Origin of the sequence: Glaciecola sp. 2405UD65-10 (assembly GCF_048820975.1) — a bacterium.
GTDB lineage: Bacteria > Pseudomonadota > Gammaproteobacteria > Enterobacterales > Alteromonadaceae > Glaciecola.
This window is the reverse complement of record NZ_JBMEUF010000001.1, coordinates 1124565-1137903: the sequence shown is the minus strand read 5'-3', so window position 1 is coordinate 1137903 and position 13339 is coordinate 1124565. Positions and strand designations below refer to the sequence as shown.

13 protein-coding genes, 1 other RNA gene and 1 riboswitch are annotated in these 13339 nt (G+C 39.5%); of the genes, 11 read left to right on the top strand and 3 right to left on the bottom strand.

Annotation, left to right across the window (positions count from 1 at the left end):
- The first annotated feature begins 10 nt into the window (after window positions 1–10).
- Window positions 11–664: a maleylacetoacetate isomerase gene (gene maiA, locus ACOI22_RS05230; RefSeq protein ID WP_420670911.1), complete on the top strand. Its 654-nt coding sequence runs from the start codon at window positions 11–13 to the stop codon at window positions 662–664.
- 26 nt (window positions 665–690) lie between these two features.
- On the opposite strand, the gene ACOI22_RS05225 is transcribed toward maiA, so the two are convergent.
- Window positions 691–1149, bottom strand: coding sequence for an Lrp/AsnC family transcriptional regulator (locus tag ACOI22_RS05225; RefSeq protein ID WP_420670909.1), 459 nt, complete (start codon window positions 1147–1149; stop codon window positions 691–693).
- A 191-nt stretch (window positions 1150–1340) separates the two neighbouring features.
- Here ACOI22_RS05225 and ACOI22_RS05220 point away from each other — a divergent pair, with 191 nt between their 5' ends.
- On the top strand, window positions 1341–2408 hold the full coding sequence (locus ACOI22_RS05220) for a Glu/Leu/Phe/Val family dehydrogenase (protein WP_420670907.1): 1068 nt from the start codon (window positions 1341–1343) through the stop codon (window positions 2406–2408).
- Between the two features lie 129 nt (window positions 2409–2537).
- Window positions 2538–2634, top strand: an RNA gene (gene ffs, locus ACOI22_RS05215) — signal recognition particle sRNA small type.
- An 11-nt stretch (window positions 2635–2645) separates the two neighbouring features.
- Here ffs and ACOI22_RS05210 read toward each other — a convergent pair.
- Complete coding sequence (locus tag ACOI22_RS05210) at window positions 2646–2912, bottom strand: late competence development ComFB family protein (protein ID WP_420670905.1); 267 nt, start codon at window positions 2910–2912, stop codon at window positions 2646–2648.
- A gap of 419 nt (window positions 2913–3331) precedes the next feature.
- On the opposite strand from ACOI22_RS05210, the gene ACOI22_RS05205 reads away from it, so the two are divergent.
- From ACOI22_RS05205 to ACOI22_RS05180, 6 genes are read left to right on the top strand one after another with little or no spacing between them, the layout of a single operon-like run.
- The gene (locus ACOI22_RS05205; RefSeq protein WP_420670903.1) at window positions 3332–4096 is read left to right on the top strand and encodes a DUF3450 domain-containing protein; all 765 of its coding nucleotides are present in this window, start codon (window positions 3332–3334) and stop codon (window positions 4094–4096) included.
- A gap of 6 nt (window positions 4097–4102) precedes the next feature.
- Window positions 4103–5461 (top strand): MotA/TolQ/ExbB proton channel family protein, encoded by a 1359-nt coding sequence (locus tag ACOI22_RS05200; protein ID WP_420670900.1) that lies wholly within the window; start codon window positions 4103–4105, stop codon window positions 5459–5461.
- Between the two features lies 1 nt (window position 5462).
- Window positions 5463–5987, top strand: coding sequence for a MotA/TolQ/ExbB proton channel family protein (locus ACOI22_RS05195; RefSeq protein ID WP_420670898.1), 525 nt, complete (start codon window positions 5463–5465; stop codon window positions 5985–5987).
- 11 nt (window positions 5988–5998) lie between these two features.
- Entirely contained in the window at window positions 5999–6397 is a 399-nt protein-coding gene (locus ACOI22_RS05190) for an ExbD/TolR family protein (protein ID WP_420670896.1), read from the top strand.
- A gap of 2 nt (window positions 6398–6399) precedes the next feature.
- Complete coding sequence (locus tag ACOI22_RS05185; RefSeq protein WP_420670894.1) at window positions 6400–7011, top strand: energy transducer TonB; 612 nt, start codon at window positions 6400–6402, stop codon at window positions 7009–7011.
- 9 nt (window positions 7012–7020) lie between these two features.
- The gene (locus ACOI22_RS05180; protein WP_420670892.1) at window positions 7021–8307 is read left to right on the top strand and encodes a tetratricopeptide repeat protein; all 1287 of its coding nucleotides are present in this window, start codon (window positions 7021–7023) and stop codon (window positions 8305–8307) included.
- 61 nt (window positions 8308–8368) lie between these two features.
- Here ACOI22_RS05180 and ACOI22_RS05175 read toward each other — a convergent pair whose 3' ends face one another.
- Window positions 8369–10501 (bottom strand): GNAT family N-acetyltransferase, encoded by a 2133-nt coding sequence (locus ACOI22_RS05175; RefSeq protein ID WP_420670890.1) that lies wholly within the window; start codon window positions 10499–10501, stop codon window positions 8369–8371.
- Between the two features lie 101 nt (window positions 10502–10602).
- On the opposite strand from ACOI22_RS05175, the gene ACOI22_RS05170 reads away from it, so the two are divergent.
- Both ACOI22_RS05170 and ACOI22_RS05165 read left to right on the top strand, forming a co-directional pair.
- Entirely contained in the window at window positions 10603–11022 is a 420-nt protein-coding gene (locus tag ACOI22_RS05170; RefSeq protein ID WP_420670888.1) for an acyl-CoA thioesterase, read from the top strand.
- Between the two features lie 73 nt (window positions 11023–11095).
- A riboswitch (TPP riboswitch) is annotated at window positions 11096–11195 on the top strand.
- Window positions 11196–11243: 48 nt separating this feature from the next.
- Window positions 11244–13337 carry a TonB-dependent receptor gene (locus tag ACOI22_RS05165; RefSeq protein ID WP_420670886.1) on the top strand — a complete coding sequence of 698 codons (2094 nt, stop codon included), beginning with the start codon at window positions 11244–11246 and terminating at the stop codon, window positions 13335–13337.
- Window positions 13338–13339: the final 2 nt, after the last annotated feature.

Genomic DNA, 13339 nt, shown 5'->3' with positions numbered 1-13339 from the left:
AGGGGCAAGCATGAGTCTTAGTTTATATGGATATTGGCGCTCATCTGCCTCTTACAGGGTAAGAATTGCACTTAATTTAAAAGGTTTAGATTTTGAGTATATCCCCGTTCACCTATTGAAAGAGGGCGGGCAGCAGCGAAAGGATAATTATAAACTCTTAAACCCATCTATGCTTGTGCCAAGTTTAGTCGACATTAACACCGGGCTTACTTTAACGCAGTCACTTGCTATTATTGAATACTTAGATGAGCAATATCCCACAAACATACAGCTCATACCTAAGAATATTGAAGACCGAGCCCGTATAAGGTCGCTTTCCCAAGATTTAGCCTGTGACGTTCAGCCATTAGCGAATTTGCGCGTACTACAAACACTAAAGCTAAAATTTTCAGCGCAAGATGATGATACTAAAGCATGGGCTAAAGATTGGATAACGAGGGGCTTAAGCGCTTTTGAAGTGCAAGCTCAAACATGTTCGGGAAATTATGCTTATAAAGATAGCGTTTCAATGCTTGATGCGTGCCTAGTTCCACAAATTTATAGCGCGGTAAGATTTGGCGTGAATATGGATGAGTTTCCAATTACGAAAAGCATTTACGAAAGATGTATTGCCTTACCTGCGTTTGCAGATGCGGCACCAGAAAAACAAATTGATGCCGAGTAAGCCTTACATTAGATGACTACGGTCAATTAAATGGGAAGTTCTGTGGTGATTTTCACCTGCTTTAAAGCAAAAGTTGAACTGATATGATCTACCAAAGGCAAGCCAGTGAGTTTAGACTTTAATAACTGCTCATATTCTTCAATGCTTTGCACTATAACTTTCAATAAATAGTCTTTGTCCCCACTGGTAGTGTGGCACTCTATTATTTCATCAATTTCTTGAACGGCGCTTTCAAATTTAGTCAGTGAATCACCGTCATGATTTTTAAGTGTGACATAAATAAACACAGAAACACCTAAATTCAGTTTTTTCGCATCAAGCAAGGTTACTTTTTGACGAATGATGCCATCGGCTTCCATACGTTTCACGCGGCGCCAGCAGGGCGTATGCGACAAACCCACATATTGGCTCAGCTCAGCCATGGATACGGTGGCATCTCTTTGCATCACGCGTAAAATTTCGCGGTCAAATTTATCTAATTTCATGTCGTTATTAATCTTTTTATTGTTGTTAATTTTCTAAATTCAACCTTATTATAGGATGTATATCCTATAAAATAAAAACAATTCTTTGTTTTTTTCAGCTAAGTTGAAATACATATAAGTAATCGCAAAGAATATCCTCGTAAGTCTCAGTTACCATATTGTTTTACTTAATAAAAACAAGAAGATATTCAATGGCATTGTTTGAGCACCCTGATTTCGATAATCACGAGCATGTTTCATTCTGTTTTGATAAAGAAACAGGATTACAGGCTATTATTGCCATACATAATACTCATTTAGGCCCTAGTTTAGGCGGATGCAGAATGTGGCCCTATAGTAATAGTGAAGAAGCGTTGAGCGATGTTCTGAAATTATCTCAAGGCATGTCATATAAAGCTGCTATGGCGGGGCTTAAACAAGGTGGTGGCAAAGCCGTAATTATAGGAGATCCTCGCAAGCATAAGAGCGATGCCTTGATGCGCGCGATGGGTCGCTTTGTCAATAATTTGAACGGTCAATATATAATAGCAGAAGACTCTGGTATTAATGTAGAAGATGTACAAATAATGGGTAGCCAAACATCTTATGCCGCAGGTGTATCAGCGCGTTTCTCATTTGATGATTCAATTGCAAATGGAAACCCCGCCCCGTCTACCGCCTATGGCGTATTCTGTGGCATAAAAGCAGCCACACAGCATGTTTTTTCAAGTGACTTGCGCAATAAGACGGTGGCTATTCAGGGTTTAGGTAATGTTGGACTAAGGCTTGCTAAACATTTATATGAGGCCGGGGCAAAACTGTTTGTATCAGATATATACAGCGATAATTTACTTGTAGCGCAAAATGAGTATGAAGCCAGTATTGTAGATAATGAAAGTATACATATGCTTGATGTTGATATTTTTGCACCTTGTGCCTTAGGCGGCGCTATAAACGAACAAAGCATAGATCATATAAAAGCCAAAATAGTTGCTGGCGCGGCGAATAATCAATTAACAAATAACCAGCTTGCTAAAACATTAAAGCTCAATAATATTGCCTATGTTCCTGATTATGTAATTAATGCAGGTGGGATCATTGATATTTACCACCAAAGCTTAACTAACAGTAGTAATCATAACTTGCGTTTACAATTAGAAGATATAGGTAATACGGTACAAAAAGTGTTGGAAAAATCATCGCTTAGTGACTCAAGCACGGTGGATATTGCGAATGAAATAGCCGAACAAGCCTTGCTAAATCAGTCAATAAAAGAATGACGAGTAAATAATTACGTAAATCAGCCTTGCATAAAAAGCGCGTAATGTTCATAATGCGCGCCTTGTTGTTGCATGACGAATTTTCTTTTTTAAGAAACATGCATAGCAAAGAACCGTTTCTATGGTGGGCTCTGGTCCTCTCGCAATAATAACTTGGAAACCCGGTCAGGCCTGGAAGGGAGCAGCCGTACCAAGGGACTTATGTGCCGGGATGTGGCTGGGGCCTGCCACCCAATTTTATTTCCTATAATGGTCATTTAAGTAATTGAGTGACAAATCAATAGCATTTATTACATTCATTTCCATTTGTTGCCTTTCCGACGCTGGCAAATAAAAAGCCATATCGACTTCAAAACGTATGTATCTTGGCCTTAATTGGTTGAGAACTAAACACGTTAGATCAGCGATATAGTCTGCATCGTGTTTTTTTTCTATCTCTAAGCTTTCAATTTTTTCAAGAACGAGTTGTTCGTAGTAGTTATGAATATCTGTGTCTAATTTCATGCAGTGCGCCCCAATAGTAAGCAATAGTAATTTGTTATCGACAAAAAAGTAGCAAGGTTGAGTATTAACGAAGTGCTTGTTTACTATAGGTATACAATAGCAACGCCTAGCGCTTATAATTTACACCTCAATTACTTTGTATTTCATGCACATTTATAGTGCGAAGCCTTGATTTAACTCACTTACTACACGTGTTTTCCATATTACTGAACAGTATTGATGTCAATAAGTATCTGCAATATTTTTAAAGTAAATTTTAGTCATTCATAGTGAGTAGTTTCTTGACATTTTAATTACATCCTGTGACTATTCAGGGGTGTGTCCCTTAGTTATGGGGCACGTTTTTTATAACTATAAACCCTTAATAGTCCATTGATAGGTCTAATTAACAGAATTTAACGGTTGGGAATATGTCCAAAATGAGCAAGAGAACTCAAATAGCTGCTTGCGTTGTAGGTGCTTTAGCACTTGCTTCTACAAGCACAGTTTTTGCTGGTCCGCTGGAAGACGTGCAGAAAGAATCGCGTAAAATTCAAGTAGATGCCGCGAAATCACAAGAAAAAATTAATAGTCTACACGAGCAATCACAAGAACTGCTTGTTGAGTACAGAAACGTAATCGATCAAACTGAAAACCTTAAGATTTATAATGATTATCTTGCTGGTTTGGTTGCAGACCAACAAAAAGTTATCGATTCTTTACAACGTCAAATCGATTCAATCGAAGAAACTAAGCAAAACATCGTTCCTCTTATGAAGAAGATGATCGCCAGCTTAGAAAATTTCATCAAGCTTGACGTGCCAATTAATCTAGAAGAGCGCCTTGACCGCGTTGACCGTTTGAACGCTCTTATGAGTAATTCAAGCGTTACCGTTTCTGAGCAGTTTAGACAAGTACTAGATGCTTACTCAATTGAAAACGATTACGGCCGTATGATTCAATCATACAAAGGGTCTATCGATGCTTCTGGTACACAAGTAGCAGTAGACTTTTTCAATTTAGGTAGAACTGCGTTAATCGCGTTAAGCCTTGACCAATCAGCTGCTTGGGTTTGGGATAATGACAGCAGAACTTGGGAAGCCTTAGGTGATGAATACCTAGGCTCAGTAGTACAAGCTGTTCGTATGGCTCAGGGCCTAGTACCTGAAGACTTAGTTGAATTACCAATCAAAGCTGCGGAGTAATCGTTAATGAAAACAACAATAAAAGCAATTTTCGCAACTGCTTCTGTTGCTTTGATGGCAAGTTTTGCCAACGCACAAGCACCAGCAAGTTTGCAAGAACTACTACAACAAGTTAAAAAAGACCGTGTTTCTGAAGCACGAGTTAACAAGCAACGCGAAGCTGAATTTCAAAGTGAGCGCGCTGATAAACAAGCTTTATTACGTAAAGCGCAAGGCCAACTTCGTGCTGAAGAGCAACGTGGTGAGCGCCTACAGGCATCTTTTTCTACTAACGAACAAACTATAGTAGATAAAGAAGTTGAACTTGACCAAGCTTCAGGTACTTTAGGTGAAATGTTTGGTGTTGTACGTCAAGCGTCTGCAGATGCTTACGGTACTATCTCAACTTCAATTGTAAGTGCTCAATTTCCAGGTCGTGAACAGTTCCTAGCTGAAATGTCTCAAGACTCTAAAGGTTTACCGAATATTCGTGAACTAGAAGAGCTTTGGATTTCTATGCAAACTGAAATGACTGAATCAGGCCAAATCGCTAAGTTTACTGCTGAGGTTGTTGACCTTACTGGTGGTACTCGCACTGAAGAAGTTTTACGTATTGGTACGTTCAACTTAATCGGTGAAGAAGGTTACTTAGTATATGATGACGCAAGTAAAACTATTCAGCCGCTAGGTCGTCAACCAGAAGGTTATCAGGTTGCTTCTGTACAAGACCTACGTGATGCAACTGACGGTTTCGTTGCTGCTTATGTAGATCCATCACGTGGTGCTATCTTGAACTTGTTCAAGCAAAAAGCAACATTGTCTGACCGCTATCACGCGGGTGGTATTGTTGGTTATATCATCACTGGTATGTTGATCATTGGTTTATTGATTGGTGTATTTAAAATCATCCAACTTACTATGGTTGGCGGAAAAATGCGTTCACAGCTTAACAGCATTGACAACCCGTCAAGCTCTAACCCATTGGGTCGTATCTTAACTGTTTATCATGCAAATAAAAAAGCTGATACAGAAAGCCTTGAGCTTAAGCTTGATGAAGCTATTCTTAAAGAACTACCAAGCATTGAGTCTGGTATTAACATCATCAAGATTTTTGCCGCTATTGCTCCGTTACTAGGTCTACTAGGTACGGTACTTGGTATGATCGCTACCTTCCAACAAATTACTTTGTTCGGTACAGGCGACCCAAGAATCATGGCTGGTTCAATTTCAATGGCTCTCGTTACAACGGCACAGGGTATTATTGCAGCATTACCTCTTATCCTAATGCACAGCATTGTTGCTGGTCGTAGCAAATCTATCGTGCACATCTTAGATGAGCAAACAGCGGGCGTTATTGCATCACACGCTGAGACGGAGAAAGTATAATATGTTGACCCTAGTCGGATTATGGGAATCTGTCAGGGAATTCATCGCAACCGGTGGTGACGTTCTTTATTTCGTTGCTGCCGCGCTCTTTCTAATGTGGGCTTTAATGATTGAGCGTTATTGGTATTTAACGTCGGTATTTCCAAAAATCAGAAATAAAATTATTTCTGATTGGGATGCTAGAACCGACACTACCTCTTGGTATGCGCATAGAATTCGTGACGCATGGATTTCGGAAGCTAATGATGGATTAACAGCTAGACTGTTAATTATCAGAACTTTAGTCGCAATGTGCCCTCTAATAGGATTATTAGGTACAGTAACGGGAATGATTGGTGTATTTGAAACCATGGCAACCCAAGGTACTGGTAACCCTAGATTGATGGCTGGTGGTATCTCTATGGCAACAATCCCTACTATGGCAGGAATGGTTGCAGCTTTATCTGGATTGTTCTTTAGTTCTCGCCTTGAAGCGAAAGCAAAAGTCCTGAAAGAAAAGTTAGTAGATAGTCTTCCACATCATTAAGCGAGGTTGTTATGGGACGTAAAGTTAGAGAAGAAGAAGAAGATGCAGCAATTGACATGACGCCGATGCTAGACATCGTGTTTATCATGCTGATTTTCTTCATTGTAACAACTGTATTTGTTAAGCAAGCTGGTGTTGATGTATTTAAACCAGAAGGTCAAACCGCTACCAAATTTAAAAACGCAAATATATTTATTGCGGTAACTGAAGATGGTGATGTGTGGATTGACCGCCGCGAAATATCAGTTGAGTCTGTACGCGCAAACCTTGAGAAATTGCTACTAGAACAACCTACCGATGCGGTTTTCATCCAAGCTGATGAAAAAGCAAAACACGGTGTGGTTATTCAAGTAATGGACCAAGTGAAAGCAGCGGGTGTAGATGCCGTAGCTATAGCAGTGAGGGAATAACTATGTTGAGATTGATTGGATCTATCATATTAGGCGCTGCAGTAGCATTTGGTTTATTTTATATAATGGCTAAATTAGTTGAAAATACCGGTGAGCCTGGCGAACAGCCACCACCACCGCCTGTTATCAACATTATAATGCAAGAGCCTGACGAAGCGACGAACACGCGAGTGCGTACTCCGCCACCGCCACCGCCGCCGCCACAAGAGCCACCAAAGGTTGAAGTTGTTGAACCAGACACTTCGGAACCTGACATGACTGGCTTTAGTTTAAACATCCCATCTGTTGATACAGGTGCGGTTGGTGTAAACATTGGTGGAATTGGAGCAATGCAAGATGGTGAAGCTACACCTATCTTCCGTATTGACCCTAAGTATCCACCTGAAGCAGCTCGTGATGGTAAAGAAGGTTGGGTTCAACTTTCATTTACTATTAACGAAGTTGGTGGCGTTGAAGATGTAGAAGTAATTGATGCTGACCCTAAGCGTATTTTTGACCGTGAAGCAAAACGAGCTTTACGTAAGTGGAAATACAAGCCTAAAGTTGAAGATGGCGTAGCTATCAGACAACCTGGCCTTAAGGTTAGACTAGATTTCACTTTGGATAACGGATAATTATTACCCATGAATAGAATGACTAAAATTAATAAAATATTAGTAGCGACTAGCATGTTGGCAATGACTTCTTATTCAAGTCTAGCGTTTTCACAGCAATCATCTCCAATAGTTTGTCCTGGTTATGAAAAACCAAAGACTAAATTATTAGGTGAGCGTGCCGGTAAAAAGCTACAAGCCGCTTACGAAGTTTACTTAAACGAAGAGTTGGAAGAAAAATCACGCGTAGCTCAAGCTATGACTATGCTACGTGATATTGATGCAAAAGAACCGTTTGACAAATCAACTGTTGAACGTTTTCTTGGCCAATTATTAGTTGCTGAAGAAGGTAAACAAGACGAAGCGCTTTCATTGCTAGAATCGGCTGCTTCGCGCAACGAACTAAACGATAAAGACCAAGCTGATATATTGAAACTTGTGGGTGACTTGTCACTACAAGAAGAAAAATATGAAAAAGCGGTAGTTTGGTATAAAAAGTGGATGGAATTTACGTGTAAAGAAGACGGTGACACCTGGACTAAAATTGCCAAGGTTTACACTGAAACTAAAGAATACGATAAAGTGCTAGATGCTGCAGACAAAGCAATAAGCTTGTATGAAGAACCTAGCAAAAATCCATATAACTTAAAAATCAATGCTTATCATGAAACGAAAAACTATAAAGGCGCAGTTTCAACAGGGGAAATTTTAGTTGAATTATTCCCTGAAGAAAAAGAATACTGGTCACGTCTTGGTTTCTTCTACATGTTGGTTGAAGATTATTCCTCAGCATTGGCTACATTTGAACTAGCTTACAGACAAGGTTTCTTGTCTAAAAAGTCTGAATTCAGATCAATGGCACAACTATATGCTGCTCAAGATATTCCTTGGAAGTCAGCTGAGTTGACTAGAAAGTACATGGAAGAAGGTTTGTTAGATACAGACGCTGATGATTTAGCTGGCTTAGCTGGTGTTTATCGTCAAGCGCGTGAATTTAAAGAAGCCGCCAAGTATTACGGTCAAGCCGCTCAGAAAGAACCTTCTGAAGAGTATTACGAAAAACAAGGTGTAATGCTTCTTGATGCTGAAGATTATAAAGGTGCAATTAGAGCACTTAAGAATTCTTTAGAAAATAGAAGCGAAGAGCAGGGAAGTGTGCATTATGCATTAATGCAAGCGTATTTCTATGACGGTGATTTCCGTCAAGCTAACGTGCATGCACGTGAAGCTATGAAAGATCCTTCTTTACGCCGTTCAGCGAATGCATGGTTACCTTACATCAAAGGTAAAGCTGACAATCGTGGAATTAAGATTTAAGTTAATTTCTTAAATAAAAAGCCCGCTACTATAGCGGGCTTTTTTATTGCCTATGAAGATTTTAATTTAACAAGTGAAGTATTTCTTTTTCTACTTGTAGCTTATCTGATTTGTGTTGTCCCTTTTTGTTATATTGAACAAGCTTCTGCGGGATGGTAGCTAGATTGTTATTTTCTTTGTCTTTTAACGCAAAAGCTAAAACAGCTGAACTAGCTTGTTCAAAACGGACTCTACCCTGTAAAAGGTTTTGCATAATTTTTTGAATAATGGAAATGTACTCTTCGCTGTTTAAAATATTGACTAGATTAGTTAATTCCTTTTTTACTAGGGGGCTTGATAACAGCCTTAAATAATTTTCTTCTTGCTTCGTCTGCTTTGTACTTGAGTATAAAAATGCGTAGAACTGCGTATCTATATGTAATTTCGCCTGAATAAGCTTCAAATAATGTGCCGAGGTTTTGGTAACTTGCTTCACTACAATCACACTATTTGTGCCACTTGCAGTATCGGTGCGATTACCAATCTTGGAAAGGGTAAATTCTGATTTTCTCCAAAAATTTAGCAGTTCTTCATTTAAACCAAATGAGCTCGATACCCAATCAATATGTTTGTTTTTAGCATACGCTAAGCATTCACGTAGCATTTGAGTCCCTACTTGGCAATTTCGATAGGTGTGTAATACAGCAATTCTAGTGATTCTTAAGTAACGCATAGTGGCGTACGCTTCATCTTGTAACAATAAGGCTAAACTCTGCGGTGTTAACTGCCCCTGTACACGCCGATTACCTAGGCTAATTTCTGTTGATAATGCTTGTAAAACTTCACCGCCTTCTATAATCGCAACGACAGCACCTATTACTATTAATTGATTATCAATAAAAGCGCTTGTAAGCCCTACAATATGGTCAGATGAATCAAGTATACGCACAATATCGTTTGGCGTTGTTTGGTAATGCGCTGATTGTAATAGACCGAACACGGCACAATACAAATGCTCATTGTTGACTAATTGTTGTTTATCAATCCAAGTAAACTGTGTTTTATGCGCTTCAAATTTAACAGCGTTATTGCCAGCATTTTGGGAAGTGATGTCAGGTGTGGCCTTTGGAGCGGCGCAAAGTAATTGATCAAAATATGTCTCAATGGGATCATTTTCCAACCACCTAAAAGGCCGATGCAGTCGATGAATTTTTGTATCATAAATACTGTTAACTTGCGGAAGTAAACGCTGGATGAAGCCTTGCCCACTGCCTTCATAACCCGCGGTTGTGCCAGCTAGAATAACGGTTTTATAATTAACCAGCATAGCGCGTAATAAAGCCGGTGCTATAGACGCCATTTCATCAACTATTAATACGTATTGCTTACTTGCTAAGTCGCAGCATTGATCGGGCGGAATAAAATGTAAAGTTTGATTAGGCAGATTGGCATTTTCAATAAGCGCGTTATAGTGATTCTGCATTGCATCAATTTGGCGTTTATTTGGTGCACTAACAATTACTTCATAGCCTAAATGATGTTGAATATTAAATGCAATGTTACCTAAAAGTGTTGATTTACCTCTGCCGCGGCTACCTAAAATAACGTGCTTACATTCACTGCCAACATGTTCAATAATTTCTCTTCTGATCTTTTCCTGCTCATCAGACAAAAGAATATCAGTGTTGTCACTTTTAACTATGCGTTTAGTAATTTCTACAGGTGCCGGTAAATAACAACGTTCTTGTTCAATCAATGGCAAATCTGCAACAAGTAATGATTGGTAATATTTGCGTAGAAAATTTGCTTGGGTATGTTCATCCCCATAGCTAAAAGGGATAGGTTTATATTCTTCAGGCTTGTTAGGCATATTTAATGGACATAAAACAATAATTATTCCAGCATGTCTAACTAGCCCGGTAGCACTATAGAGCGCAGTTAAATCAATGCCTTGGCGAGCGTCAAACACAATGGCATCAAGCTGCGTACCCAAGTGTTGTTTTATTTGATGTTGCGGGCATGCTTCTATTGGCACTTGCTTGAGTAGTTCAGTAGAATAGGTCGTAGAGAAAAGTACAATGTTTGAATATTGCTCTGCCACGCAATTCAGGTATAGTGCCGCCTCTTTGTCAGGTAAGGATAGGTTAACTAATGTTCTGTGATGTGGGCTTTGGCGATATTTTTTTAACCATAGTGTGAATTCACAAATAGACATTTTTTATATTTTACCTGCCATGTTCCGATACCTAATGTACTAAGCTTATTACCTAAGCCCTATTTTCCAATTGCCATATCATACAAGGATATATTCAAATTATGCATTTTTTATCTCGTAGATTAGTTATGCCCAATGACTTAAATTACGCGAACGCTTTATTCGGTGGGCGAGCATTAGAATGGATTGACGAAGAAGCCGCTATTTTTGCTATTTGTCAGCTCGATACCAACTTTTTAGTCACTAAGCATATCGGTGAAATTTCATTTGAAGCACCCGCTATACAAGGTGATATTGTTGAATTTGGATTGGCTACTAAAAAGGTGGGCAGAACTTCTATTACGGTTACTTGCTTAGTGCGTAATAAGGCTACCAAAAAAACGATTTGCCTAGCCGATGACATCGTATTTGTAGTAGTAGACCCCGATACACGTATGCCGGTTCCTCATGGGAAAAGTATGGAGATGTTAGCTAAGCAAACGCAAGATGAACTGATTTCTCTTAATTTACGCAAAGAATAAAATAAATAGAATCAACATCTTGCCAAAGTACTTTAAGGTGATACTATTGCGGCGCACTGCATATTAAGCAATGCAACGAGCCAAGGGGTGCGATTTATTTCGCTGAGACTACACAGAACCCTTAGTTACCTGATCCGGTTAGTACCGGCGTAGGAATGGCCAAATCTGCCTTTTACCTGCCGCGATGCACCGGATCTTTTCTGAGTTTGAAGAGATCCTAAATGACACAAAACATACCTTACAAAAAAACAATACTTTTTAGCGCCTTAGCCTTAACGGTTGCATCTTCTGCCTATGCACAGTCTAATGACGACATTGGCGAAGTTGAAGTTATTCAAGTTACTGCAGACATTTCGCAACGTAAGCTTTCAGAGTTGCCAACAAGTGCGCTTGTTATTGACCAAAGCACAATTAATTCTCGTAAAGCACGTCATTTACAAGATTTAATTGCTACCACACCTAATTTAAATTTCAGTGCCGGGGCATCTCGTGGAAAGTATATTCAAATTAGAGGAATAGGTGAGCGCTCACAATTTGCCGAACCCATAAATCCTTCAGTAGGCTTGCTACTTGATGATATTGATATTTCGGGCATTGGTTCGTTAGCCACAATATTTGATGCGCAGCAAGTAGAAGTGCTAAGTGGGCCGCAATCAGTGGCTACAGGCATGAACAGCTTAGGTGGTATTGTTAAAATTGTTAGCAACAAACCTACTGATACACTTTACGCGAAGGTTTCTGCTGGTATTGCGCAATACGGTGAATACCGTTTATCAGGCGTATATTCAAATTCGCTAAATGACTCTGTAAATGCTCGCGTAGCGATACAAAACACGCAAGCAGACGGCTTTGTAAAAAATGAATTTTTAGGAAGAGATGACACTAACGGCATTGATGAAACGAGTGCGAGTGCACTTTTTAATGTGAGTGTTGCTAAAGACACACAACTAGATATTAATTTTTACCATTTTGATATCGCTAATGGCTATGATGCCTTTTCGCTTGATAATGACAATGTCACGCAGTCAGATGCACCGGGCTTCGACAATGCAGATGCCACCGCTGCCAGTATAAAATTGTCACATGATTTTGCATCCCATAGTTTTCAGGCAAGCATATATTCAGTAGATGTAGACACAGGCTACGCTTATGATGAAGATTGGACTTACACGGGGTTTCACCCTTTCGGTTATACTTCGTTTGATCAATACGACCGTGAAATTCTACGACAAGGCTTAGATCTTAAGTTTGCGTCATCAAACTCAAGTAGTGAGGCAAATTATTTATTAGGTGCGTCCATTACGAATCAAGAAGAAGACCTAGCTCGTTTTTATACTTATGCCGATGCTGACTATTTTAGTTCCTACACACCATCAACCATGGCGATTTATGGTCAATACGTGTATCCAGCATCTGCTAAAATGAATGTCACTTTTGCTGCTAGAGCTGAAAATTTCGAAGCCGACTTTAATGACAGTGACGCCTTCGTTGCCCGCATAGATGACAATTTGTTCGCTGGCGTATTAAGTGTAGATTATGACTTAGGTGGAAACTTTGTGTTTGCCAGTATTTCAAGAGGCTACAAGGCAGGTGGATTTAATATTGACCCACGACTTAGTGAAGAGAACAAGTCTTTCGACCCTGAATACAATATGAATTACGAAGCCGGTATTAAGGGAAGCGCATTTGATAACATGGCGAACATTAACTTAACGTTTTTCTATATGAAACGAGATGACGCCCAAGTAGATGATTTTGTAACGTTTTTAGAAAGTGATGAAAACGGTCAAGTAATTACTTCATTTACAGATGCTATTGGCAATTCAGGCAAGGGCGTGAACCAGGGGATTGAGCTAGCAACAACTTGGAATTTAAGCGATGCGTGGCTTATGCAATTTAATGCCGGTTATCTTGACGCCACTATTAGTGACTATACACAGCTAGATGGGACCTTTATTGATAAGCGTGAACAGGCACAAGCGCCTAAGTATACTGCTTATGTATCATCTTCATTTGACATTAATGAACAGTTTACGTGGTTTATAGATGCTAACATTAAAGACGATCATCGTTTCTCAAATGGCCATGACGAGCGTTCACCATTTACTGTGGTTGTTAATACTGAGCTGACATATTCAGCGAGCAGCTATAGCGTTCAGTTGTGGGTCAAAAACGTGTTTGATAGAGATATATATACACGTGGTTTTGGCGGATTTAGTAACGATCCACGAGATGAATACGCTTTTGTTGAACCGTATTATCAATTTGGCCAAGAAAGACAAGTTGGCTTAAGCTTTAGTTATACTTGGGAGTAATC